The 25,863-nt window shown below is 39.5% G+C and carries 20 protein-coding genes; 8 read left to right on the forward strand and 12 right to left on the reverse strand.

What is annotated here, in order from left to right; all coding sequences use genetic code 11:
- Window positions 1-111 precede the first annotated feature (111 nt).
- Together AC0VZ4_RS24505 and AC0VZ4_RS24510 are read right to left on the reverse strand one after the other, a co-directional pair.
- Window positions 112-1,209, reverse strand: a complete 1,098-nt coding sequence (locus tag AC0VZ4_RS24505; RefSeq protein ID WP_475439755.1) for an ISAs1-like element ISPsesp1 family transposase — start codon at window positions 1,207-1,209, stop codon at window positions 112-114.
- A gap of 197 nt (window positions 1,210-1,406) precedes the next feature.
- Window positions 1,407-4,586 (reverse strand): M36 family metallopeptidase, encoded by a 3,180-nt coding sequence (locus AC0VZ4_RS24510; RefSeq protein WP_475441902.1) that lies wholly within the window; start codon window positions 4,584-4,586, stop codon window positions 1,407-1,409.
- A gap of 90 nt (window positions 4,587-4,676) precedes the next feature.
- Between AC0VZ4_RS24510 and tnpC the strand changes: the two genes are divergently transcribed.
- On the forward strand, window positions 4,677-6,116 hold the full coding sequence (gene tnpC / locus AC0VZ4_RS24515) for an IS66 family transposase (RefSeq protein WP_475439674.1): 1,440 nt from the start codon (window positions 4,677-4,679) through the stop codon (window positions 6,114-6,116).
- Here the strand turns inward: tnpC and AC0VZ4_RS24520 are convergent, their stop codons facing one another.
- A complete protein-coding gene (locus AC0VZ4_RS24520) occupies window positions 6,117-6,953 on the reverse strand; it encodes a hypothetical protein (protein ID WP_475441903.1) in 837 nt (278 codons plus the stop codon).
- A gap of 160 nt (window positions 6,954-7,113) precedes the next feature.
- On the opposite strand from AC0VZ4_RS24520, the gene AC0VZ4_RS24525 reads away from it, so the two are divergent.
- On the forward strand, window positions 7,114-7,614 hold the full coding sequence (locus AC0VZ4_RS24525; protein ID WP_475441904.1) for a hypothetical protein: 501 nt from the start codon (window positions 7,114-7,116) through the stop codon (window positions 7,612-7,614).
- A 22-nt stretch (window positions 7,615-7,636) separates the two neighbouring features.
- Here AC0VZ4_RS24525 and AC0VZ4_RS24530 read toward each other — a convergent pair whose 3' ends face one another.
- Window positions 7,637-8,167 carry a GGDEF domain-containing protein gene (locus AC0VZ4_RS24530; RefSeq protein ID WP_475441905.1) on the reverse strand — a complete coding sequence of 177 codons (531 nt, stop codon included), beginning with the start codon at window positions 8,165-8,167 and terminating at the stop codon, window positions 7,637-7,639.
- A 30-nt stretch (window positions 8,168-8,197) separates the two neighbouring features.
- On the reverse strand, window positions 8,198-8,647 hold the full coding sequence (locus tag AC0VZ4_RS24535; protein WP_475441906.1) for a hypothetical protein: 450 nt from the start codon (window positions 8,645-8,647) through the stop codon (window positions 8,198-8,200).
- A 107-nt stretch (window positions 8,648-8,754) separates the two neighbouring features.
- Between AC0VZ4_RS24535 and AC0VZ4_RS24540 the strand changes: the two genes are divergently transcribed.
- Entirely contained in the window at window positions 8,755-9,723 is a 969-nt protein-coding gene (locus tag AC0VZ4_RS24540) for an IS30 family transposase (protein ID WP_475441477.1), read from the forward strand.
- Here AC0VZ4_RS24540 and AC0VZ4_RS24545 read toward each other — a convergent pair.
- On the reverse strand, window positions 9,678-10,307 hold the full coding sequence (locus tag AC0VZ4_RS24545; RefSeq protein WP_475441907.1) for a PDC sensor domain-containing protein: 630 nt from the start codon (window positions 10,305-10,307) through the stop codon (window positions 9,678-9,680). The two genes, AC0VZ4_RS24540 and AC0VZ4_RS24545, sit on opposite strands and share 46 nt — an antisense overlap.
- Before the next feature lie 312 nt (window positions 10,308-10,619).
- Between AC0VZ4_RS24545 and AC0VZ4_RS24550 the strand changes: the two genes are divergently transcribed.
- The 5 genes from AC0VZ4_RS24550 to AC0VZ4_RS24570 all read left to right on the forward strand — a co-directional run bounded on the left by AC0VZ4_RS24550 (window position 10,620) and on the right by AC0VZ4_RS24570 (window position 17,199).
- Window positions 10,620-12,431 carry a glycoside hydrolase family 3 protein gene (locus AC0VZ4_RS24550; protein ID WP_475441908.1) on the forward strand — a complete coding sequence of 604 codons (1,812 nt, stop codon included), beginning with the start codon at window positions 10,620-10,622 and terminating at the stop codon, window positions 12,429-12,431.
- Between the two features lies 1 nt (window position 12,432).
- Window positions 12,433-13,164: a 5-oxoprolinase subunit PxpA gene (locus AC0VZ4_RS24555; RefSeq protein ID WP_475441909.1), complete on the forward strand. Its 732-nt coding sequence runs from the start codon at window positions 12,433-12,435 to the stop codon at window positions 13,162-13,164.
- A gap of 299 nt (window positions 13,165-13,463) precedes the next feature.
- Window positions 13,464-14,150, forward strand: coding sequence for a 4'-phosphopantetheinyl transferase family protein (locus AC0VZ4_RS24560; RefSeq protein WP_475441910.1), 687 nt, complete (start codon window positions 13,464-13,466; stop codon window positions 14,148-14,150).
- A gap of 440 nt (window positions 14,151-14,590) precedes the next feature.
- Window positions 14,591-16,657, forward strand: a complete 2,067-nt coding sequence (locus AC0VZ4_RS24565) for a TonB-dependent receptor (RefSeq protein ID WP_475441911.1) — start codon at window positions 14,591-14,593, stop codon at window positions 16,655-16,657.
- An 80-nt stretch (window positions 16,658-16,737) separates the two neighbouring features.
- Window positions 16,738-17,199 (forward strand): hypothetical protein, encoded by a 462-nt coding sequence (locus tag AC0VZ4_RS24570; RefSeq protein WP_475441912.1) that lies wholly within the window; start codon window positions 16,738-16,740, stop codon window positions 17,197-17,199.
- 536 nt (window positions 17,200-17,735) lie between these two features.
- Here AC0VZ4_RS24570 and AC0VZ4_RS24575 read toward each other — a convergent pair.
- The 6 genes from AC0VZ4_RS24575 to AC0VZ4_RS24600 form a co-directional block, all read right to left on the reverse strand.
- Window positions 17,736-18,539, reverse strand: a complete 804-nt coding sequence (locus tag AC0VZ4_RS24575; RefSeq protein ID WP_475441913.1) for a heme ABC transporter ATP-binding protein — start codon at window positions 18,537-18,539, stop codon at window positions 17,736-17,738.
- Between the two features lie 3 nt (window positions 18,540-18,542).
- The gene (locus tag AC0VZ4_RS24580; protein ID WP_033023434.1) at window positions 18,543-19,595 is read right to left on the reverse strand and encodes a FecCD family ABC transporter permease; all 1,053 of its coding nucleotides are present in this window, start codon (window positions 19,593-19,595) and stop codon (window positions 18,543-18,545) included.
- A 2-nt stretch (window positions 19,596-19,597) separates the two neighbouring features.
- On the reverse strand, window positions 19,598-20,563 hold the full coding sequence (locus AC0VZ4_RS24585; protein ID WP_475441914.1) for a heme/hemin ABC transporter substrate-binding protein: 966 nt from the start codon (window positions 20,561-20,563) through the stop codon (window positions 19,598-19,600).
- 117 nt (window positions 20,564-20,680) lie between these two features.
- Window positions 20,681-21,895: a succinyl-diaminopimelate desuccinylase gene (gene dapE / locus AC0VZ4_RS24590; protein ID WP_475441915.1), complete on the reverse strand. Its 1,215-nt coding sequence runs from the start codon at window positions 21,893-21,895 to the stop codon at window positions 20,681-20,683.
- 195 nt (window positions 21,896-22,090) lie between these two features.
- Window positions 22,091-23,803 (reverse strand): (2,3-dihydroxybenzoyl)adenylate synthase, encoded by a 1,713-nt coding sequence (locus AC0VZ4_RS24595; RefSeq protein ID WP_007376665.1) that lies wholly within the window; start codon window positions 23,801-23,803, stop codon window positions 22,091-22,093.
- Window positions 23,800-25,836: a condensation domain-containing protein gene (locus tag AC0VZ4_RS24600; RefSeq protein WP_475441916.1), complete on the reverse strand. Its 2,037-nt coding sequence runs from the start codon at window positions 25,834-25,836 to the stop codon at window positions 23,800-23,802. The genes AC0VZ4_RS24595 and AC0VZ4_RS24600 overlap by 4 nt, the downstream gene beginning before the upstream one ends.
- Window positions 25,837-25,863 lie beyond the last annotated feature (27 nt).

Consider the following 25,863-nt stretch of genomic DNA (forward strand, 5'->3'; position numbering starts at 1 on the left):
TTTTTTATTTAGAACAACTAGATACAAAAACTTTTGCCTAGTTCTAGCGTAATTTTCTTAACGTTAAATAGACCCCACATATCAGGGCGCGAGCATACTTTGTTAAAAATGTTAACCAAAAAGAAGTTCTTCTCTAAAAGCATCATCATAACAAGCTCTTACACACTTACTTCTTATTGACCCCTTGCTTTTCGTATGCTGCTTTATCATGTTCCTAACGACGCGTCTAAATAGTGCCATATGTTGCGCACTTAATGGCTCATGTATTTGACAGGCATCTTCTTTAAATACGACATCCAGTATCCAGTGTTGCTGATTTTCTATCAGCCAATGTTGTCTTATTGCTTTACTTATCAATATATTGTCTGTCAACGATGTTAGGTAGTAATGTGTGTCAATACTCGTTCTATTACCCTTCGTTCGCTCTCGCTGCACCGCAACGATTGTTCTAACTGATGGCCAGCTCTCTTTAATTTCACTCGGTAATAAACGCGCATCAAGACAATCTATCGTGCGTACTTCTTTTCGCCCATGCCCTTCATCTTGTGTTACATGACTAAGTATCTCTGAGTTTTCAGATTCATACTGGTGTGTAAATGCATCTTGAATCGCGCTATAAAGTTTCTTTTGATTACCCTTTGCTTGCACTAGATAATCTGCATGTCTGCTAATTAGCTGTTTTAGCGTTTCTTTTTGGCAGTGCAAAGCATCAAGTGTAATGACGGTGTTATTGATATCGAGTATTTTCAATAAATCCCGAACTGCCGGTATTTCATTCGTCTTACTGCCAACTGTTTGGTGGAATAATGTGAGACCTGCTTCACAATCAAATGCTGAGACGAGATGTAATTTATCAGCAATGTGTTTACTTGCTCCGCGAATAGTTTTGCCATCGAAGGCAATGACAGGATGCGCTGACTTAACGCGGTTTTGATTGACCCAGCTATACATCGCGAGTAGTAATGAGTCAGTATCAACGGTTCTAAAAATCCGAGCAATACTATGTCGAGTGGGTATGCCATTTTTGAAAGAACGAAATCCTCTTAACCAATTAAGCTTACTTTCGCCATAGACTTCAATGTCTTGCCAGTTTTCACACCCTGATGTAACGGCAGTAATAATAAGAAAAAGCACATCAACTAAGTTATGGTGCTGATTTATATGTGAACGATTATCTTTGACGAGTTCTAAATGTGAGAAGAGTGACATAATAAGTTTAAGGTGATGAAATTTATGGTATTAGATCATAAAATTTGTTTATTTACAAAGTGTGATCCCGCCCTGCCCCATATATAAGTAGATTGGTATTAATCAAATAAAAAAGCCCCTGAATAAATTCAGGGGCTTTTAAATAACGTTTATTTAAACTTATTTACTAACGTTTTTACGACGTCTGTTAAACCACACTAATGGGGTAAGTAATAAAGCAATAAAGCAATAAAGCCAACACTACCACCGCTAGATTTCTTCTCGGTTACAGGTACTACAGGAACAGCTTCATTTTTTACCATTACTGTACTTTGCTGAGCTACAGTTGTCGTCCCATCACTTACCGCAACCTCAAATACAAGTTCTTCATCTGCATTTATAGAGCCAGGTGTGAAAGTCAATATTGCTGTATCTATACCCGACAGTGTTGCCGCTGTACCACTAACTTGCGTCCAAGCATAAGTTAATACATCACCATTTCTATCTGTGGCAGTCGCTGTAATAGTGCCAGTGCCAGACTCAGTTATTTCTGCTGAATCACTCTCAACAAGTAGCAATGGCATCGCGTTATCACATGATGTTGCAGCGTCTCCTGCGACTACTTTGGAGAATACAGGCGATAACACGTTAGACATTGTTAGATTATCAATCCACCAACCAAAATCAGCAACAGCCGAATCAGATGAAATACGGAAACGAATTTTAGCTTGGTTACCATTTAAAGCATTGCCAAAATTAATTGTTTCGTAGTTGCCAAAAGCCCCATCGTCTTGAATATTACGTCCTGTAAATGTATTTCGCTCTTGGAGTGCTTGAGAGGTATTTTCAATTAGTGGGCCGTTATAACCAACACTAAATTCCCCACCCACTTGCGTTACATCCGTCCACTCGCCATCATTAACACTAATTTCTACAACACCACCATCCCAATTCTCTTCAATGAGGTAAAGGTGCCAAAATGATATTACAAAATCACCTGAGTAACCTATTTCAAACGATTTAGACTCAACCGCCACATCAGTTTGGAAGCTATTGTTATTTAAAAACATTGCCTGAGCGCCTAACCCAAAGCCCGCAGCATCAAAAGTGGTTATATTGCCACTGTTATCCATACTCTGCGTACCGATAGCAGCATCCCCACCAAACATTACATTTTCGTTTAAATCAGATAATGAGGCAGCCGACACTTCCATATCATCTGAAACAGTAGCACTGACAGGTGCTTCATCTTCAAAATCTATATTTACAGTGAATGAAATTGAATCTTCTAGTGCTTCAACAATATCATCATCCGTTTCAAGCTCAGGGAAAGTTACTGCTATTTCTAGTGTTTCAGCGGTGCCTGCATCATTTAAAGTAATAGTGATAGCGTCACTTGTTGATATTGCAAATGGTGCTGTTTCAGCAAAGGTAACTAACCCATCATTTTCAAGTGTTACATCATGATCGCTGATTACCGTTAACTGCGCTTTAGTCCCAGTTAAGGTTTCACTACCACGGTTAACAATGCTTACACTAATAGAGCCTGTTTCACCTTTATCTAGAATATTATCGTTAGTACAATAACCAAGCTCAGCACCGTTATATGCGTTATTAACGATCACGTCGCTTAACGCGAATGTAGCAAGCTCTGATTTATCAGACTCAACAACTCCCGTTAAATCATTACTGAAACGCTCTGGCGCTTCAGCTCCTAATCCCATGCCACGCTTAGCAAATGCTCCTAAAATTAATTTATAATCAGCAGGTTCAACAGCATAAGCAGCGGCTAAAATGGCATCACGCGCTTCAGTGTAAAGCGGAGCTACTGGCGTTAATTTATAACCAGCAACAAGGTAGTCAGCCATGCGGTTTTGAGCTTCATCAAAACCATGTTCGTTAATTAATGCTACATAACTTTCCCATAACATCGTTGCCCATATTTCGCCTGCGGCATGTGGCGAAGCTACACTTGTTGGTGTAATACCAATATCAGCGCCTGCATTTTCTGTAATATGGCGGAATGATAATGCATTTACCTCGGTATCAGTTGAGTAAGGTACGCGACGAATACCGTAATAAAAGTCCTCTACAAATGTACCGCTACCATATGCCTTTTGGAATTTATCATTGCCTGTAATGTTAATATCATCAGCTTTAGCAATAAACATTAGTGAATGGAAGTCCCCCCAACCCTCGCCCATTGCGCGACCTTGGAAGTTAATTAAACCAGATGAGTTACCCACTAAACGGTTACTGATATAGTGTCCCCACTCATGAGCAATAATACCATTATCAAACGTACCATCTTTTAATGTTGCTTTAGTAAACATATCTACAGAAACAGTATCGCCCGCAGCCATTAAGTCATACATAGCATGACCATCAGCGTAATTTAATCCCATATTTGGAATAGTAACGGCATCATCTTCACCGCCCATTGGCGCTGGCTCATCTGTGTCAGGGTCATTATTCACAACAATTGCTGCTATTGCGCCCGCATTTTGTGCATTTTTTACTTTAATTGTGAAAGAACATGAGCCGCGATCGACTAACGCTATTTTACCTGCAAGATCTGCGGCATTTATAGCGGGCTCACACCCATCATTAATACTTGTTGAATCGGCTGTATTACCATCGTCTAAGCGAACAACATCCCCTTTAATATCACTAAATTGATATTGACCAAAGCCTGACTCTTGTGTTGAATCTAATAAACCTAAAGTCGCATGCGAAGTAACTGTAATACCAAAATCAACACCGACTTGTGCATCTTTACTATTGTATAAATACATTTGCATACGAGGGCTTGCACCATCTGCAGGTGTCAACATATTGGCATTGTTACGTTCTGAATTATCCTGCGCTTGTGCTTCAATTGGATCGCCTTCTATGCCTCCACGTTCAAAATTAGATAGCTGCGCAACATTTGATGTTTCGTCAAAGCCGTGATCGTAGAAAAAATCATGTAAAAAGTTATTCATATAAAATAAATTAACAATTGCGGCTTTTCGATTAGCGAAACTATTGGCAACTTGATCTACTTGGTACGGATAATCAAATGTCAGATCGGCTGTGGTGTCAGCTGTAAAGTCGCCTTCACTAAAATCTTGTGGGGCAACAACATCAGCATAGGCAAATACATTGTTGCCCGATGTAGTCGTAGCATCATCAGTTAACCATGGATCCATTGTGCTTAATTTACTGTAATAAGATAACGCAACCATTGGCGCGTCTAAAATTTCAGTTTCATCAACTTGATCAGGCCCATCAGCTGGAATTACATCACCATGGGGGCTTTCCATTGGGTAGCCATCTTGATTGGCATACACGCGATAATTAAAGTCGGCTGCATGTGATTTTAAGTCTTTCTTAAAATAAACGTAACTATTCACCATGGTAAATTATTTTCAAAGGATCTTTTTTAACTATTGACCGATCCCGCCAGTATGCCAAGCTAGGGCTATGACCTAATAGCCCTAGCTTCAATGAATTTAAACAGCATCAACATCGACGAAATCGTTGAGAAAACCAAAGCTCAATTACAAGAAGGTAAAACTCTCACGCCTGCGCTGAAGATGTCTATTGAACTCATTCTGGTTGTCGTTGTTATGTTAGCAAGTAAATTAGGACTTAACAGTAACAATAGCAGTATCCCGCCATCAAAAGACATCAACCGAAAAAAACAAAACAAAGAGAAATCAGCCAAGTCAGCGGGTGGTCAAAAAGGCCGTGCAGGTAAAACACTAACCCAAACACAGACGCCTGATGAGATCAAAATCATCCTAGTTGAACGTGATTTTTTACCGAAAGGTCACTACCGTGAAATTGGCTTTCAAAAACGACAGGTTGTCGATATAGATATCAGGAAAGTGGTCACTGAATACCAAGCACAAATTCTGGAAAATGAGCAAGGTAAGCGTTTTATTGGTGAATTTCCAGAAGACGTTAACAGTCCTATTCAATATGGGGTTGGTGTAAAAGCCCATGCAGTTTACCTATCCCAATATCAATTACTCCCTTACAACCGCATTGAAGAATATTTTTGTGATCAACTCGGTATTCCAATCAGTGCGGGTAGTTTATTTAACTTTAATGAACAAGCAGCGGCCTTGGTAAAGTCCTCCGGCGCAGAAGCCGCGCTCAAGAAAGCCCTGAAAACGACTTATCAAGCCTTACACGTTGATGAAACGGGGATTAATATAGGTGGTAAACGACGATGGCTTCATGGTGCATCAACGACGTGGTGGACGTATTTTTACCCGCATGAGAAAAGAGGGAAAATAGCGATGGATGACGCCGATATTTTACCTCACTTTACTGGGGTACTATGCCACGACCACTGGAAACCGTATTATCAATATACACAGTGCCAACATGCCTTGTGTAATGCACATCATATCCGAGAGTTAGAAAGGGCATGGGAGCAAGACGGTATGCAATGGGCAAAGGATTTGCAAACCCTACTGACTGAAATCAATAAACATCAAATAGATAACCCCGAGCTAGATGCAGACACAAAAGCTCACTATATAGAGAAATATCAACAAATATTGGCTCAAGGTGACATTAAATGCCCTCCACCGGATAGAAACAGCCGAGTAAAAGGCCAGCGAGGCAGATTGAAACGAACAAAGTCTAGAGCGTTGTTAGAGCGGTTAAGAGATTATCAAGATGATGTCTTACGGTTCATGACGGAAACAGCGGTGCCTTTTAGCAACAACCAAGGTGAGAATGATATTAGGATGACCAAGGTTCATCAAAAGATATCTGGGTGCTTCAGAAGCATGCAAGGTGCAGAGATGTTTTGTTTAATCAGAAGCTACCTCTCGACTTGCAGAAAACAGCATGTATCAGCAAGCCTAGCCCTTGAATTACTCTTCAAAAATCAGTTACCTGATATATTTATTGAAAATGTGGCTGAATAGTTACAAATAAACTTTGTTATTTTGAGTGCCAATTACATAGCTATAATAATCGCTTTCAAGCGCATTTTTATCCGCAACTTCGACTTCAACATAATATGCTGACTCTAATTGTCCTGCGACTTCAAAAAATACTTTCTTCGCGCGGGGTTCACCTAATATAATTTTAGAATTATCAACTGATGTGGCCTGATATTTAGCATATCCACCTTCTTCGCCAATCTTACGAAGCGATGCATTAATACCAGCCAATTCCAAAAGTGCAGATTTAATGCTTTGCTCAGCATTTACAAAGCCACTCAGAGCCGCAAATGATTTTTCAGCTGACGACGTATCCGCAAAATAGCCAGAGCCAGCCACAAGGTTAAACTCTTTATCCATTATTAAGTTGAATTCACGATTAAAAACATCAATACCATGAACCTGCTGTTTATACTTTGCGACTATTGAACCTCGCTTTTGCTCATGCAAATCAGTCATTACTGCTGATGATATTGTGCTTTTCTGACTGCTAATACCGGTTAGAGATTCTAAATAAAGATCCGCTGCATATTGGTTTCGTTTTGCAGGCTCAATAAGCGACATATTTGGCGCCTTTTGCCCCACCGCTTGCCATAAAAATGTGGCTTTACCCAATTGTTTGTCATAAATAGAACGATGACCAGATACTGTCGTTCGCTCAGCTAGTGCGCGTTGCTGCATTGCCGCTGGTGCTATTGCTTGAGTTTGAGAGTTTGCAGTTACATCAAAGTATTGCGCTGATTCAGCTGCGGTTAGTTGTCCTGCAGATAAAGTAGCTGCAACAATTGTTGCTACTGCGGTTAGTTTGAAATTAGACATAAAACACCCTGTTTATATTTTGTAATTTTTGTTTAATAAATGTATTTTAAATGTAGTACCAAATGACAGTAACAATAAGTCGTGTAAAAAAAAGCTAAAAACTCTATCTTGTATAATAAAAAGCTAAAAACTCTATCTTGTATAATAAAAAGGTAAAAATATGAAACCGCCGTATTTAATAATTGCATTGATATTAACTGCTTCAGGCACTTTGACTGCCTGTAATAAAAGTAACGAACCAGCTTCTCCAGCAGTACAACAGTCTCGGTCTCAAACTCCAACACAGGTCAGCATAAAAAATAAAACGACAGTAGAAGATGTTAGCCAAAAAATTCATCTGCAAAAAAATAGCATTATGTCATCAGGCGATAAATTGATTTTTAACTCAGAGGTATTGAAAAAGGGGGATATTGTTTTTAACCAAACGATGCAACAAAAAGGGGTCGTTACAGGAACACTTGTTCTTACGCTTGCATCTGATTTTGTACCAGAGGATTTAGCCAACAACTTTAATTTAATACGCTCGACTGCGCATAACTATATGTTACTAGTCACTCAAGACGATAATATAAAAGCCGTTGCTAAATCATTAAGTGCTTATTCTGATGTAAAAAATGTCGAAGTATCCGTAAATTACTCACCTATAGAAACCCAATTTTAAATGCTGATGGTTCTATAAGTAGTTAATTTTTGTCAGCTATCACACAGCAGTTTCGGCCGTGCTTTTTAGCGTAATAAAGTGCTTTATCCGCATATTTGTACACCTGGTCTATATCGTTACTGTGCTCAGGCCAGGTTGCAATACCTATAGAAATAGTAATAAATCCAATAATATCCATGTTTGTTGAGGCAACGGTTGTTCGTAGTCGTTCCGCTATTTTAAAAGCACTTTCGCTGTCTTCATTTGGTAATATAATTACAAACTCTTCACCACCAATACGCGCTACAACATCATCCTTTCTGGATAGTTTTTTTATAATATCGGTGAGTGTTTTTAGTGCTTCATCACCTTTATCGTGGCCAAAGGTATCATTTACACGCTTGAAAAAATCGATATCAATTTCCAATATTGCTAATGGAATTTGCTTAAGCATAAGTTGCTTAAGTAATCCATTTAAACTTCTGCGGTTATGCGCCCCTGTAAGTGGGTCTGTTTGTGCATCATGGCGTAATTGGCCTATTTGAGTGTGTAAAATACTCACACCTTTTAACATGGCAAGCTTTAACCTCTGGCTTTCGAAATATCATGCTTTTATATTCTCAAAGTTTTCAAAACTAGCAGGGTTATCAAGTGTATTTACATTGTTTGCGAGTTGTTTAAGCGGCCTAGAAATAAAATGAGCAAAAAAGCCTATAAGTATAAAAGTAATAACCGCCATTGGTAACGTACGTTTGATAACTTCTATAATCAATGTATCAAGTGAGGCTAAGGTATTTTCAACTGGACGTTGCGCAATAACTCCCCAATGTGCTTTTTTTACTGGGGCGTAGCCTGCTAGCATCTCTATATTTTGGCTGCTTTTAACATTCGCAATCCCCCCTTTTCCATTAATAACATCATCTATAATTGCGTTATTATTTACATAAGTGCCGATACGAATATGATCCGGATGATAGAGTATGCGTTTATAAGAATCAACCACATATATATGTGTCCCTTCATCGTAATAATGATGATCCAGTAAATCATTCAAAATGCTGCGTTCTTTTAAACCTAAATTCGGATAATAAGTGCAATTTCTCAGATTAGATGGCCAGCTGTTATAATTCGGCCATTCTCTCGCCAAAGGAAATTGCTTTAATGAAATATAAACAGCTGACACAAGCAGAAAGATACCAGATTTACGCGTTAATAAAAGCAGGAAATAACCAAAAACAGATAGCTGATGAACTCACTCGTTCACCGTCATCTATCTCTAGAGAGTTAAAACGCAATAAAGGGCTTAAAGGCTATCGACCTAACCAAGCCAATAATTTTGCAGAGCAAAGACGCAAGTCATCTTTCAAAGCAAGTAAGTTAACAGATGATGTTACTGACTGGATTAATAAATTGTTGGTTGACGGACTTTCGCCAGAGCAGGTGGCAGGCCGCTTAGCTTTAGAGAAAAAGGTCGTTTTGCATCATGAAACGATTTATCAATATATTTACAGAGACAAGGCTCGTGGTGGTGAACTACATAAGACACTCACTCGTGCATGTAAAAAGTATAAAAAACGCTATGGAAGCTACGATAAACGTGGACAGATAGTTAATCGAGTCAGTATTGATGAACGCCCAAGTATTGTGGATTCAAAGTCTAGGATTGGTGATTGGGAGGGCGATACAGTGATAGGCAAAGGGCGTAAAAATGCCCTTGTTACAATGGTTGAACGTAAAACGTTATATACAGTCGTTCACAGAATTGAAAGCAAGCATGCGAAAATAACAGCCGATGCGCTGATCAAGTGTATGACACCCTATAAAGGTAAGGTTATTACCGTGACTTTAGATAATGGAAAAGAGTTTGCTCACCATGAGCATATTGCACAAAAATTAGAAGCGGATGTGTATTTCGCTCACCCATATTCATCATGGGAGCGGGGCATAAATGAGAATACCAACGGCTTACTTAGACGCTTCTTCCCCAAGGGAACTGACTTTATGTCGCTAAGTGAAGCAGAAATACAGGCGGCAGTTGATAAGCTCAACCATCGGCCAAGAAAAACAAGAGGGTATAAAACCCCTCATGAGTTATTTACGGGGCAATCAGAAGTTCTGGTGGCTGCATAATGATTGCACTTAATACTTGAATTCAAGAAATAAAGAGATCCACCAAGATAGCCTAAATAATTCCCTGCATTGTCAAATAACGGATGGGAAATAAAAATTATCAAATTACCTGCGGCTGACATGTAAGGTTTACTAATGAGCGGGCGCTTTTCTTTCAATGCTTGTATTGCGCCTGGAGAGGAAATTGTTTGCTCCATTATTTGCGGTAAAACAGGAGACGTTGCTGCAATAATACCGTTCTTATTTATCACAACAGAATTAAAACTATTTGTTTGTAAATTTAATCTGGTTACTTCTTCTTTCAATAATTTTTCATTATTTATTTCTTGCTCTATTATTTTTGCTGAATAAGTAAGTTGCTGCATTGCAGATTCTAAAAAATTATCGGTTGCCGAAGCCAACTTATTTGCATAAGCATAGTTACTTTTTAGTGTGTAATTCATTAACTGTTCTTTTTGCACTTGATAAGTAGAATGAAAACTACTTACTAGAGTGCTCAACGAAGCAGAAAATGCTAAAAGCAGAATGAGTAACCTTAGATTAAGTGCAGGTAGTAATTTGTACAGCAAATGTATATCGTCCACAGTACAAGGCTGTTAAAGCTTGCACTTATTATTGTATATAAAGCCTACAATTATACCCTCTTGAAAGCTTATAATCTAATGTTTAAAAAGACAGAAAAATATATGTAACTACTGATTTTCATTAAATTTAACGATATAAATTTTATCTATTCGTTACAATACGTTAATGGCTTTAGTAAAGAAAAACCATGTTTTGCAGTTGCACTAAAAAGTAGATAAGCTACATACACTTATCTATTTTATTTAGCTTTGGAGTGTATTTTGCTAAATAAGTATATTGTGTCGTCTATCGTTTTTTTATCTGGGTGCTTCATGCCAATACAATCCTCGTTCGCACAACCTGTACTTTCTCTTGAACAACAGCTTGGCCAAAAGCTCATGCTTGATTTTCGCTATTTTTGCGAACAAGGTACGAGTAAACAATGCAGAACACCATTAACTCAATTACCAGACAAGCTTGCACACGTAATTGCAAAGCATAACATTGGGGGAGTTATCTTGTTTTCTGAAAATACCCAATCAATAGAGCAAACTATTACACTGAATGCTCAACTGCAAAATGCAGCAAGTAAATCGAGTAGTAAACTACCGTTATTTATATCCTTAGATCAAGAAGGTGGACGAGTAGCCAGGTTACCGCGTGATCTAGCTACTTCATTTACTGGCAACATGTCGATTGGTGCAACATATAAAAAACACGGAACAAGCTTCGCTACAAAAACGGCAACGGTTATTGCTAAAGAGCTAAGTTCTCTGGGTATTAATGTAAATTACGCGCCCACTATCGATGTAAATATGAACCCAGATAATCCGGTAATAAACGTACGCTCTTTTGGAGAAGACCCTGTTTTAGTTGCCAAGCTTGGTGCTGAACAAGTTGCAGGATTTGAAAGCAATGGGGTTATTACGTCGTTAAAGCATTATCCTGGGCACGGCGATACCAGCGTCGATAGTCACACTGGTTTACCTATGGTAAGTCATGAAAAAGAAGTTATTTACGCTCAAGATTTAGCACCATTTAAATACATTATTGCAAAGCAAAATCCCGGTATGGTCATGACGGCGCATATTCAGTATCCTGCGCTCGATAGTACAACGTTTGTAAGTGTTGATGGAAAAACAATGATAAAACCTGCAACGATGTCTCGTAAAATAGTAACCGACATTTTACGAGGAGAACTAAATTACCAAGGTGTTGTAATAACTGATGCGCTTGACATGGCTGGTATTAGCCATTTTTTTACACCCACTCAAGCGGTAATTAATACATTTTTAGCTGGTGTTGATATTGCACTAATGCCAATTGAAATTAGAACGCCAGACGATTTAATAACGTTGGATGAACTTATAAAATCACTTGCCGCAGCTGTTAAATCAGGGCAACTTGATGAGCAAGAAATAGCTAAATCAGCACAGCGTATAATATCACTTAAAAATAAGTTTAGATTAAACACTTATTTGGACCCTATCAGCGCACTTATAAATGCAAAACAAACAATTGGCAGTGCAGCACATCGTGAAATAGAAGCGCAACTAGCTTTGGAGGCTATAACGCTAGTTAAAAATAATCAAAACACTTTACCGCTTAGCCTTAAAACAGATCAGCATATTCATATTATTATGCCTGACACACGTAAGTGTATGGCAATGCAACAAGCCATTGAAGCTATAAGCACTCAAGTTCTTAACTATACTTGTAGCAGCCTGCAAGGTTTTAATCCGCAGCAAGCACATATCGATATAACCACTGCCGATATAATAATTGCAGGTAACGCGACACCAAACCAAAGTGCGGTAGAAATTGGCGGCATGGATGATTTAAAAGACGACGCTAATTTTGCACTCAATAATGCACAGCAGCCAAAAGCACTTAAATCATTACTCCGTTTTGCTAAAGCCAATAATAAAAATACCGTATTTATAAGCTTAAGAGCCCCTTACGATATTGCTAAATTTGGCAACTATGCACAAGCTGTACTTGCATCCTACGCATATAATATTGATGTCGATAAAAACGATGTTGTGTCTGGCCCTGCTTTTACCGCGCTTGCAAAAGTACTACTTGGGCAGTCACCCGCCAATGGTGTATTACCTGTCACTATAAAGCAGCAAAAGGCGCACTAATATGAAAATTAACTGTGATTTAGGCGAAAGCTTTGGCGCATGGAAAATGGGCCTTGATAGCAGCGTAATGCCACATATTGATATGGCTAACATTGCCTGTGGTTTTCATGCCGGCGATGCCGATGTAATGGCAAGTACGCTCACACTTGCCAAACAACATAACGTACAAGTTGGCGCTCACCCGAGCTACCCAGATCTGCAAGGTTTTGGTAGGCGCTCAATGAATCTTAGTGCAAACGAGCTAATAAACTGCCTGCATTATCAAATTGCAGCGGTTGAAGGTATGGCAAAAGTGCAGGGGTTAACACTTAGCTACGTAAAGCCACATGGTGCGCTTTATAACGACATGATGGCTGATGAAACAATATTAAACACTGTCATGCATACCATTGCCATCTACCCAACCCCATTAAAGCTCATGCTACTTGCAACGGCTAAAGCACAAAGCCATCAGCAACTTGCCAAAACATACCAATTAACATTAATTTTAGAAGCCTTCGCGGACCGTCAATATACCGATGCAGGACTGTTAGTGTCGCGGAATATTCTTGGTAGCGTGCATAATAAATCGGCACTGATTGCGCAAGTAAAACAACTGTTAACTACAGGCTGTGTAACAACTCAATCGGGAGAGGTATTACCTTTACATGCTGATAGTTTATGTGTGCATAGCGATAACGAAGCAAGCATTGCCCTTATTCAGGAGATCAAAGCTCTATGCCAAACTTGTTAAACACTCAAAAACTAAGTAACCTGAACTGTGGTTAAGGGATTTACTACGTATTGAATCACGGTGATATTTAACTTTATTTTCTCTAGCCAGAGGTTCTCAGTGAAAACAAGGCGAATTTACGCGTCAATAGCTACTCGATATAGATTTATTATCCAGAGTTCAGGTTAATTAATCATGCATATTGTACATTACGCAATGAGCTTAAGCTCAGCACTGGTCATAAACTTTACTTTATTTATTATATTTTTAACGTACTATTAAAGCGCTACTCTTAATTTTAGGAAAAATGCAAATAGCATATGGAACTTTCCCCTTATACTCAGTTTACACCCTACCTTAGCCACAGCACTTTTTGTTGTAAATTTGATAGTAACCACTTTATTGATAGTAACTTTTCGAGTTATCATATTTTTTCACCGCTGCAACTTCAAAAAGCAGTCACAAAACGAAAGGCCGAGTATTTGGCTGGCCGATTTTGTGCGAAAAAAGTACTAAACGCACTCGGTATTTCCTCTTTTGATATTCTTTCTGGCAATGATCGCGCGCCGATATGGCCTGATAAAGTTATCGGTAGTATTACTCATACTCAAGGGATTGCAATGGCAATGGCCTCTCAGCGCACAGATATCGCTGGCATTGGTATTGATATCGAACAGCTAATGAGCGCAAAACAAGAGCGAGAGCTACAAGAACAAATTTTACACCCTAATGACTATCCTCAGTTTAGATTGTTCGCAGAGCAGGTATCACACCCGTTAACCATTATCTTCTCAGCAAAAGAAAGTATTTTTAAAGCTTTGTACGCAAGTGTGAAACAATTTTTTGGCTTTGAAGCGGCTACGCTCATTGCCTTTAATGAACAACAACTGCAATTTAAAATAACCCAAGCACTTTCACCACAAGTGCCTAAAGACACTTACTTAACCGTATTTTACCAATGTGACAAAAATATAGTGCTCACAGAGTGCGAATTCAAAAGTTCCTAGCTATACCAACCTGCATAAATCTTTGAGCAATTTAACGAATTAAATTGCACTATACGTCGTTAAAATTTTTATTTGAAACAACTAGATAAAAAATTTGTCTAGGACCTGTTTATCTTTTGAGGTTAAATTTGCAGCTGTATGCTTGGTATTTAGGCAAGGCAGAGCCTATGTAGTGTGGTTATTCCCCATAAATAGGCGATAACGTTGAATAAATGCCAAACATGCGCTGCCAGTAGGGTAACGCAGGAGCCGTTACCGAGCCTACAAACCTCACGCCGCGATTAAATAGCCACTACATTGAAATAACAGCCAAACCACCTCTCTACTGATTAACAATTAAGTTAAAAATACAACATTAATTAACTTTAGTGTTGTATTTTAATACAACCAAATGTAGTATTAATAACAATTATCATTTACATTTACAAAAGGGAATACCTGTGAAATTTAAGGATGTTTTAATCCCACTCGCAGCACTTACATCTGCTACAGCTTTAGCTAATTCTGATAGCAATGACGCAGTGGATCAAATGACCGTTATTGAAGTTACTGGAGAGTTATTATCAAGAAGTCTACTACAAAGTGGTAATAGCGTTGTTGTTTTCGATAGTAAAGAACTTGAAAGTCGCCCTGAATTAAGAACAGTAAGAGACGTATTAAGCGAAATTCCAAACATCACAATGGTCACTGGTACTGGTAAAGCTCCAACAGTAAGGGGTATTGATGGTACTGGAGCCGCAGAAAACGCGAATGCATTTTTTGCAGGCAGCAGAGCACGCTTAAACTGGCAAATTGATGGTCGTTCAGCTACTTATAACGAAATAGTTTTTGGCGATTTAGGTATTTGGGACCTTGAACAAATTGAAGTTCTCAGAGGGCCACAAAGTACTTTAGCTGGGCGTAATGCAATAGCAGGTACAATACGCGTAGAAACACAAGATCCGACGTTTGAACAAGAGTTCACAATTCGTGCTGAAGGCGGGAATTTAGACCAAAAACGACTTTCAGCTATTTATAATCAACCTCTTTCGGAGCAGTTTTCCTTACGAATTGCAGCAGATCAATTTGAGCGTCGTTCATCTGTTGATTATGAACCTTACCCTGGTGTTAAAGACCCAGCTGACATGGAAGGCCGTGCAATTAGAGGGAAATTACTTTATGAGGGCGATGACAAATACGGTACACGCGTTGTTGTCACACTAACCGATAACAAATACAGTGGTCCAAATGGTGAAATCATTGATTATCCATTTGATCAGCGTCGTTCTAACTTTCCGCAACAACCCGTTCATGTTACGCATACTAAAAGCTTAGGCATTGAATACAGCGCATCATTAACTCAACAACTACAGCTAGAAGTAACGGCTTCAGCAACAGACTTTAATTTTGAACGTAAATCTACGCCAGATGGGTCAAAAGCGAATGTTGATAACAAAGAGTTTGTGATAGAACCTCGTTTACGCTATCAAGGTGATAACGGCGAACAATGGGTTATTGGTAGTCGCTACTATACTTCAAAACAAGATGATTGGATCCAATTCATTGTAAAACAAAGCTTTACTGATGATTCAGATAATTTTGCAATCTACTCTGAAGGTGCCTTCCCATTTAGTGACAAGTTTGAGCTAACGGCAGGTTTACGCTACGAAAAAGAAAACCGCAAACGTGAAGGCGGGGATCCTGATAGAGCGATTGCAAAAATAGAATCCGATAACGACTACAGTGCATTATTACCTAAGCTTGGGCTCAGCTACCAAGTAAGTGATACGCATATTGTCGGTTTACAATTATCTCGCGGGTATAATGCAGGAGGCGGCGGCATTTCCTTTGGCACACCAATTGTTAACTATGAATATGATGAAGAGTACGTAAACTCTTTAGAAATCTATGGTCGTCAGCAATGGGCTAATAACAGTATAAGCACATCTCAAAACCTGTTTTATTCGCAATATACAGACATGCAACTACCTTTTGATTTAACACCTGAAAACTCACGTGATGAAGCTTATGTAGTTAGAAATGCAAACGAAGTAACTACTATTGGTTTTGAATTTAATGCCGATTGGCAGATTAATGATCAGTTCAATCTTTATGGTGGTTTTGCACTGTTAGATTCTGAGATCACTGATTATCCAAACTCAGGCCTAGAAGGGAACTCATTATTTACGGTTCCTTCTGCTTCTATGAAATTAGGTACCACATGGCAATCAAATAATTGGGTTGTTAACGTTAGCGGCCAGTACACTGATGGTTGGTATACCAGTATTTCAAACGATGAAGGCGGTAAAACAGACGCTTTTGCGACCTTTGATACAAGTTTGAACTACGTTATCTCTGAGCAAGCTAAAGTGTATCTTTCAGTACGTAATATTTTTGATGAAGATGCTCCTGTTGCATTGTATCCAGGTACAGCACCTGCTGATAGCAATGAACCTGATACTAACTTTGATACAGCAGTATTGACCCAACCAAGAACGATTAGTGCGGGCATACAGTATACATTCTAATCAATCAGATTTTCCCACGGCAAAGCTAAATCATTTGCCGTGGGGAAAATCTATAAAAGCAATAATAAAGGTTATTAAGTATGACAACAATTAAATACGATAGCAGCCTCTGGCCATTAGCTGTAACAGTTGCAAAGGGGGAGTGCACGCTAGCAATGCACTTAGACTCTTTAATATCATGGGATCGTTGGTTTGATAGAGCTGAAGCATTTATTGTAGTGCGTGTTTATACAGATGAAGCATCCTTACAACACCCTAAAGGGGCAGGTCCTGCAACACAAGAATGGCTTAAAGATGGTGCGGCAGATAAAATGCAACAACTTGTTCAAGCGATGCTTATCGTTGTTCCTGAGGAGCAATATCAAAAATTGCAGAATATGAGCGTTCAAAAAGCCTTTGGTATACCTGGAGCCGTATTTAAATCACTTGATGATGCTGCAACATGGCTACAGGCATCAGCCAAAGAGATAGCGATACCTGAAAACATTGAATTACAAGATGTAGCTACACTTGTCCACTCTCATTGCGGTAATACCAATTAGCTTAATTAAGTGATCTATTTTGAGGTAAGAAAATCGTGTCGATAACAAGGCAACAAAGAGTTAATCGTCCCTAGAAAAAACTCAAAGGGAAGCGCATATTTGGTCTTTATGCTGCATTATCGCCTATTTATGGGCAGTAACCACACTACATAGGCTCTGCCTTACCTAAAAACCAAACAGGCCGCTGTAAATTCAACCACCAAAATTCAACACGCCCTAGGGCCTGTTGACCTTTCAGGATTAAAATTTGTTCAATCTAGGGGCTATTTAATCGCGGCGCGAGGTTTGTGACCTAGTGGGCTAAGTAAAAACCGAGCAACAAAGAGTTAATCGTCCCTAGAAAGAACCCAAAGGGCAGCGCATGTTTGGCATTTATGCTGCGTTATCGCCTATTTATGGGGAATAAACACACTACATAGGCTCTGCCTTGCCTAAATACCAAACATACTGCTGCAAATTTAACCTCGAAAGATAAACAGGCCCTAGTTACCCCTTTATAAAAACACTCAATAATATGTAATCGATACAACTTAAATTCATATCTTTGTGAGTGTTTTTTTCGCCACCATAATGTGGGGAAGTATATCTTCAATGTCTGTTTGCAGCTTTGCATTAATATTATAAACATTACTTAAATGGCGCTGTGTTAGTACCTCTTCAGGCGAGCCATGAGCAACAACTTTTCCTTTATTAAGCATGTAAATTCGATCTGCAAAGCTCGCAGCAAGTGATAAATCATGAAGAACAGCAACAACTCCCGCGCCTTGTTTTGCCGTTGTAACGGCTTGGTTCATAACTTCATATTGATGATATAAATCTAAGCTAGCAGTTGGCTCATCAATTAATAAATAAGCATTTTTTTGCTGAGTTAAACTTGGCTGTAATTGGCACAATACACGCGCTAATTGAGTACGTTGCTTTTCACCACCAGAAAGCTGAGTAAAGCATTGCTGTGCTAGGTGAGTAATCCCTACGGCTTTCATTGCATCATTAGAGAACTGTTTCAAAGTAGCCTGCGTGCACTGTTCTTGATGACTAAAATGCGCCATATCAACAACTTCATTAACGGTGAAAGGAAAATCTAACTCGTAGCTCTGGGTTAATACCGCCCTTAATTTAGCAAGCTCTAGCAAACTATACTCATTTAACTCTCGTTGATTAATATTTACCGTTCCGCCACTTAACGGCAAATCTCCTGATAATGCTTTCATTAATGATGATTTACCTGCACCATTGGGACCAATGATAACTACAATTTCATTTGGTTTTACATAAAAATCAATATTATCCAGCAACGTTTTATGTTTAATTTTTACGCTAAGTTGGTTGCCAATTAACATAGTTCACTTTGCTCCTTGGTAAGTTTTTAACAGCATAATCAAAAAGAATGGACCGCCAATAGCACTGGTTATTAGACCAATGGGGACTTCTGCTGGTAACATTATGGTACGGGCAAATAAATCAGCAAGGCTAAGCATTAATGCTCCCCCTAACATACAAGCTGGTAATAAATAACGGTGATCTGGGCCTAATATTAAGCGCATAATATGCGGCACTATTAAGCCAACAAAACCAATAACGCCCGTAATTGCTACGGCTGCTGCAGTGCAAAGTGCCGTATATATAAAAACCTGCTTTTTCAATTTAGTCACATTAATGCCGACATGCTTCGCTTGAGCCTCTCCTAATAAATACACGTTAAGAGGTTTAGATAAACGTAATAAACCAATACAACAACCAATAATAATACCGAGTGTTGGCATTATCATCGCAAGGTGATTCCCCGCCAAAGAGCCCATACTCCAAAATGTTAAATCACGCAATTGTTGCTCATTACTTACCAGTGTTAAGATACCGATAATAGCGTTTACAATCGCATTTACGGCAATCCCTGCCAGTAGTAGGCTAACGATAGTAAAACGCCCATTTTGCGCGCCCAACCGATAGATAAACATGCATACCGCAATACAACTCAAAAATGCCCCTACAGGCACCGCATAGTAGCCTAAGTTGTCGCTAAAATTAGCAAACAAGCTTGTTCCTAATACAATAGTTGCTACTGCACCTAACGCTGCACCACTGGCAATGCCAATCAAGCCAGGATCTGCTAATGGATTTCTAAATAAAGCTTGCATTGCAGCACCGCAGGTTGCTAAACCAGCTCCAACAACCATCGAAAGTAGAATACGAGGAAGGCGGATCTGCCAAATTATAGCGTGCTTAAGCTGATCATCTACCGGCTGGGTTAGCATAAGCATCGTCTCGCGCAGCGTTATCACGACCCCTCCCTGACTTAGGGCAATAAAAAATACCAATATACAAATAATAAACAAAACAGGAATAGATAAAACCCGTATCCGTTGTTGCGCTAATAACCTATTTCCTAACGCCAGCATAACTATCGCTCGTCCTGTTGTTTTGTGCTGTTTTCAGCTAATTTTAAAAATCTATATTGATAGCCATCCGGCAAGCGTGTTTTAGGATAAAATGCATGCGCTAGTTCTACCGCGGCTTGAGGCGTTCTAGGCCCCATACTTAACAAATAGAGCGCATCAAAATTGTAAATACGTCCATTTTTTATCGCATTTGAATATTTAAAAACAGATAATATTTCAGCGCTTGGTTGCTGGTCATTGGCGCCAATTCCCATACTAATAATCACATCAGGATTTAGTGCCAATGCAGCCTCGCTTGAAATCGTCTGCCAGTTAACCATTGTTTGAGCCATCATATTCACTCCACCGGCAATAGTTACCAACTCATCAGCAGTCGTCTCTGCCCCTGCAACCATAAGTTTACTACTGCGGATAACCAAAACCTTAGGTTTAGTACTTGTTTGCTCTAAAATATATGACAAGGCATTGCGGTCCGCTTGCAAAGAGTCTGCGAGCATATTGCCCTTACTCACAACATTTAATTGTTTGGCTATTTGCTCTACTTTATTTTCAATACGCCAAAAGTTGTCGTTTTCATGCAAGATAACCAAGTTAGCGCCAGTGAGCTTTAATTGCTCAACCATTTTTTTAGGACCAATATCTGATTCAGCGAGGATAAGATCTGGATTTAATGACAACACACCTTCAACGCTTATTTTGCGAACATAGCCAATTTGTGGCTTCTGAGTTGCAGCGGCTGGATAAACACTGGTGCTATCAACGCCAACAATGCGTTGTTGTTCACCAAGGGCGTAAATAACTTCTGTTATTGAGCCCCCTGCAACCACTATTCGCTTTGGATTAACAGGCTGCGGACTTGCATGTACATAGCTATTAGCAAGTAAAGTAACAAACATAATAAATAAAATAGATAAGGGTTTCATTGATGTTAAATTTAATTTGAAAACAAAAATACTAACAGTTTTCATTTGCAACTTGTAGTTTTTATTATGATTGTTTTAATGACCTATAAAATTTAGTTTAGCCTCTTAGGTAATAAGGTATGTTAGCTTTTCAGAGTTAAATTATTTCAATTTAAAGGCTATTTAACCTGAGCTCTGGTTACTTAGTAACTTTTTAAACACCGTAAAATAGATATTTGTTAACTTTCCAAGCTCACTAATATGAACTCGTTCATTTTCTTGATGGATAGTGCCGTTAGTTAAACCAAGTTCAACTACTTGCGGACAAATATCGCTAAAAAAACGGCCATCAGAAGTTCCTCCTGCAGTTGAGGTTTGAGGAAGCAAACCAGTACATTGATTAATGGCTGTTTTACACTCTTTTATTAGCGAAAGTTTATTTTTACTATTCTCTGCAGAGTAATAAGGGTTGCAAGCATGCGATGTTGTTAGTGAGAAATCATTAGTAGTTCGCGTTACAATATGAGTGACTAAATGAATTAGATCATCTTCACTGCAAGCCGTGGTATAACGAATATTTAAATTAATTATTACAGCGTCAGGTATGACATTATCGCTGCACAGGCCTGAGTCGATATGAGTGACTTGCATTGTTGTACCAAGCTGATTGCTATCTCTATTATCCCAATCAAATTTCATTAAATCTTTTACAATGCTACAGGCATGATGGATAGCATTAATGCCTTGAGTCGGATAAGCAACGTGCGCACTTTTTCCATTAACTTGAATGGCAAAACTCAACGCCCCTCTGCGTCCAATTTTTAGCATGTCACCGCACTGCTTTATTGATGTCGGTTCTCCAACAATACAATAATCCAAGTCCTGTTTTGCATCTTTAAAGTGTTTTACAATTTCACATGAGCCGAATAAAGCATCGCCCTCTTCATCGCTGGTAATTAAAAACCATAGTCGCCCAACAAAGCTCCCTTCGAGTACTAGCATCTCAGCTGCAACTAAGGCTGCGGCAATACCGCCTTTCATATCTGCGATACCTCGACCGATCAGGTAATCATTTTTAATTTTACCTGCAAAAGGTGGGGCTTGCCATTTATTAAGATTACCTGCGGGCACAACATCCGTGTGCCCACAAAAACCTAAATCGGGTCCATCACCATTAGATATAACAGCAATTAGGTTACTCACCCCATGACTTTCAAATGTATCGATTTTTGCTCCCAGCATTGATAATTTTTTTGCAATCCATGCTTGGCAACCTGCGTCATCAGGTGTTACCGATTCAAATTGCAGTAATTCACGTGCATACTCAATTACTCGACTTTGGTATTCGCTCTTTAACTCAGCCGTTAAAGTAAATTGTTCATCGATGATAAGGCTCACCTCATAATTAAATAAAGGGTATTGAGGGAGTTTGTTTCATCAACAAGTTAAACAACAAACTCCCAGTAATAACTAATACTTTAAACGCACTACCAATCCACTATTAGCCACAATCAACATCATTAGCTTGCTTATATTCAGCAGCCAGCCATTGCGGTACATCCTCTGGTGGTGATTGCGCATCATTAATTTAATTCACACTGTTTGTATTGCTTGATGTTGCTTATTAAGCTCAAGGTGAATTTGTGCAGATAATTTTTTACGAGCAATTTTACCTATAACGGTTAATGGGATATGTTCAACGTACGCCACTGTATCTGGCAACATATAGCGTGCAACACCTTGTGCCGCTAAGTATTGCCTTACGTCTTTGAGTGCTAAGTTAGGCGAATTTGGGTCTTGCGAAACAATAACTGCGCATGTTCGCTCACCGAGTTGTTCGCAAGGTAGTCCCACAACAGCAACATCTTTTATGCCATGATGACAAGCTAAATGAGCTTCTAATGTTTCAACAGAAATAGTCTCTCCACCTCGGCGAAGAACCTCTTGGATTCGGCCTTCAACAATAAGGTGACCACTGCTTAGCCGCCTTACCTGATCCCCAGTACGGTAATAACCTTCAGTAGTAAATGATTTTTGATTGGCCTGCTCGTCTTTATAATAACCACGGATTGTATATGGACCTCTGGTCAACAGCTCGCCACACTTTCCCTTGGCAACATCCTGGCCTTGTTCGTCCACCACCCTAACTTCATCCAAATCAGATAATGGACGTCCTTGAGTCTTGAGTTTTAAAACACTAGGATCTGAATTACGAGTGAAATTAAGAAGTCCTTCAGCCATGCCAAACACTTGTTGTAAATTACAATTAAGTTCATTACCGATTCTGCGAGCTGTAGCTTCATCAAGTTTAGCACCGCCAACTTGTAATAAATCAAGACATGCCGCTGGAGGTGTTACTAATGCAGCATAATTAAGCCAAGTTTTCACTAAAGTCGGCACTAACGCTGTCACCGTAACCCCTGCTTTTTCAATATACTCAAATGCAATTTCAGGACTCGGCACTGGACACATAACGACACCAGCTCCCACTTCAATCGCACCTAAAATACCTGGGCAAGCTAATGGAAAATTATGCGCCGCTGGTAATGCTACAAGATAGCGGTCTTGTGAACTCAATTCACACAGCTTAGCACTGGCTTTTATATTGTAGAGGTAATCTCTATGTGTTCTTGGAATTAACTTCGGTATTCCTGTTGTACCGCCTGAGCATAATAATAAAGCCATTTCAGCAGGTTCCGCTGCGAGACCAGGAAACTCAAGTGCTGTCATTTGAGCTTCAGTTGCTTTAGTAAACCCTAGTAAAGATAATATTGACGAATGCGGTTTTAAATCTAGGCCATCCACAACAACATGTTTAAGTGTTGGGACTGTATTAAGTAGCTCATTGGCAAATGCATGACAATCAAAGCTAATCGATTGTTCACTAACAAACCAAGCACGTGCTTGTGTTAATTTCACAAAATGCAAAATTTCACGTTGTCCATGTCCAGGTAACGCCATGACAGGAATAACGCCAAGCTGGAGTAAAGCGAAAAAGGTTAATACAAATGCATTATTATTACCCATTTGCATCACCACTTTATCACCCCGTCCAAGACCAATACTGTGGCAATGCTCTACTATATTATTCACGACAGCGCTTATTTCTTGGCCTGTCATCTGTTGCCATTCACCAGATTGAAGGTCGGGGCCGCTGAGCAAGATAACATCAGCATATTGCTTAAGTTTTGCAGTTAACCAATTTGCAAAGTTTTCATTTTTCCACACCCCCTGCTCTTTGTACTTTCTGCTTATTTCTTCTGGCCAAGCATATAACCCGGCTTCGGTAGGCACAAACTCAGTCACAGTGACCCCTCCATTTCCAATTCAGCACTGAGTGCGTCATCATCTAAATCTAAGATTTCACAATACACTTGAGCAATTTGTAATACTTCTTCAGCATCGCTCGAGTCAGTAATTGAAGCGGCAATGCCTGCAATAGAAGGTGAACTAAATAAGCTTTTCATGTCTATCGAATTGGATCCGAAGATTTCCCTAATTTGCGCGATTAACGAACTTGCTAAAACAGAATCCCCACCCGCAGCAAATAAGTTTTGATGAATATTACTACCATCCCCCCCGATCACTTCATGCCAAATAGAAGCTACCACACGAACTATTGGCATACTTAACAAGGTTTCATCATGTTCCACATTTTTAGTAATTACTGGCTCTTGAGTCTCAGCAACGGCTCTATTTTTGGGTAACGTATCACCAATATGCGTATCCCAATAATCCGGCTCAGTGACGAGGTTCACCACGGTATTACTGAAAAAATTAAACATTGCATCGAGCACACCATCAACAAAAGCATCCTCTCGACAATCCCAGTTAATTAAAATACCACCATCAAGTTCAGTTACTTGCGCATCAAGTAATACCTGTGGCCCTTGAGAAATAATCCAAATAGGATCCCCAAATACTCGGCGCACATTTGCATCAAATAACTCACCTAAATTTAATGCGCTTGTAAATACAACAGGCGCTGTTACTTGCTGCCCACGTGCACGCCCTAAATCTCTTAAAACATGAACTCCACCGTAGTCTGCGCGCGCTGCTCCATCGTGCATACTAGATTGAACATCACGCGCTCGTGTCACAAAAGTTGCAGTCGGGCCAGTATCAACATCGAGGAGTATTGAACTACTAAAGTCGCCTACCACCTCTTTAATATTAGGGCCTGCGAGTGGACGTTGAAATAAAGGAACATTAAGAATAAAACGCGGATCTTTGCTCCATCCAGCCAGAGTTTCTGCCAGCACGGTTGCTAACACCACTGATGGGGTTAATCCATACTGACGACATTGCGCATATAATTGTGCTTTACGCTGCGGATCAATATTAAAATGGCGTCGTGTTGTAATAGGATGCTGCGATGAAGCTGCTTTTAAAGGCAGTAATGGGCCATTGGGTAAAGAAGCTAGCTGTGTTTGCCACCACATTCCTGAGCTTTCTTTTATTGACTCCCAATTATGCTCAATGGCCATTCGGCAATCTTTATAACTCATTGCTAAATCAGCAAGTTCTACATTGGGGTCATCGTATAACAGTGCAAGATCACGCAGTAGCGTGCGATAACTAACGGCGTCTGCAGCTATCATATCAATGTCTAAATGCAGGCGACTGTTACCATTTTCTAATAAGCTTAAAGCGACCGCGAATACTTCTCCTGACTCAATATCTAACATTTGTGATGAATAGGTCGAGCGATACTGCTCTAGTAACTGCTGCGCAACATCAGTAGGTTTATCTCGTAAATCATTAAAGATGACATGTACTGTATTATTACTTGGATTATGTATTTGCTGTCCGCTGGAACATACTTGTAAACGCAACGAGCTATGACGTTGAACAAGTTTCTCTATTGCTAGCGTCAAACGGGCTAAATCTAATGGCTGTGACTTATCATTGATTGCCGACAACTCAAATTCACAATACAGATGCGCTGATACCCCCCCAAGCGGTTGATTAACATCACGTCCTAACCAATAGGCATACTGCATAGGCGCAAGTGAAAAAGGCGCATGAGGAAGTTTCCCGATTTTTATTTTTGGGACCCCAAAGATAGTGTCTTGTGTATTATCAGCGAGGCTGGCAGCCGATACCCTAAGATACTCAACCCATGCCCCCACAAATGGTTTTTTAGCTAAATCTGCAAAGTTAATATCATAACCAGCCGCTCGCCAAGTTGACACTAAGTTCATTAATGTGATCGAATCAAGTCCTGCTTCAATTAGGTTACATTCTGCTGATACAGCGCCAGGCTGTAAATTTAACGTATTACTAACGACAGCAAGTACATCTTCTAATAGCGAGGCTGAATTACTATTTTTATTCATTTGGGTAGTTTCCATTCTTAATGTTTG

It is taken from the genome of Pseudoalteromonas sp. QJM3NY_22 (assembly GCF_056173065.1).

Coding starts and splice junctions, on each gene's coding strand:
- AC0VZ4_RS24505 (WP_475439755.1), bottom strand. CDS start 1,209: ATGTCACTCTTCTCACATTTAGAACTCGTCAAAGATAATCGTTCACAT.
- AC0VZ4_RS24510 (WP_475441902.1), bottom strand. CDS start 4,586: ATGGTGAATAGTTACGTTTATTTTAAGAAAGACTTAAAATCACATGCA.
- tnpC (WP_475439674.1), top strand. CDS start 4,677: ATGAATTTAAACAGCATCAACATCGACGAAATCGTTGAGAAAACCAAA.
- AC0VZ4_RS24520 (WP_475441903.1), bottom strand. CDS start 6,953: ATGTCTAATTTCAAACTAACCGCAGTAGCAACAATTGTTGCAGCTACT.
- AC0VZ4_RS24525 (WP_475441904.1), top strand. CDS start 7,114: ATGAAACCGCCGTATTTAATAATTGCATTGATATTAACTGCTTCAGGC.
- AC0VZ4_RS24530 (WP_475441905.1), bottom strand. CDS start 8,167: ATGTTAAAAGGTGTGAGTATTTTACACACTCAAATAGGCCAATTACGC.
- AC0VZ4_RS24540 (WP_475441477.1), top strand. CDS start 8,755: ATGAAATATAAACAGCTGACACAAGCAGAAAGATACCAGATTTACGCG.
- AC0VZ4_RS24550 (WP_475441908.1), top strand. CDS start 10,620: ATGCCAATACAATCCTCGTTCGCACAACCTGTACTTTCTCTTGAACAA.
- AC0VZ4_RS24555 (WP_475441909.1), top strand. CDS start 12,433: ATGAAAATTAACTGTGATTTAGGCGAAAGCTTTGGCGCATGGAAAATG.
- AC0VZ4_RS24560 (WP_475441910.1), top strand. CDS start 13,464: ATGGAACTTTCCCCTTATACTCAGTTTACACCCTACCTTAGCCACAGC.
- AC0VZ4_RS24570 (WP_475441912.1), top strand. CDS start 16,738: ATGACAACAATTAAATACGATAGCAGCCTCTGGCCATTAGCTGTAACA.
- AC0VZ4_RS24575 (WP_475441913.1), bottom strand. CDS start 18,539: ATGTTAATTGGCAACCAACTTAGCGTAAAAATTAAACATAAAACGTTG.
- AC0VZ4_RS24580 (WP_033023434.1), bottom strand. CDS start 19,595: ATGCTGGCGTTAGGAAATAGGTTATTAGCGCAACAACGGATACGGGTT.
- AC0VZ4_RS24585 (WP_475441914.1), bottom strand. CDS start 20,563: ATGAAAACTGTTAGTATTTTTGTTTTCAAATTAAATTTAACATCAATG.
- AC0VZ4_RS24600 (WP_475441916.1), bottom strand. CDS start 25,836: ATGAATAAAAATAGTAATTCAGCCTCGCTATTAGAAGATGTACTTGCT.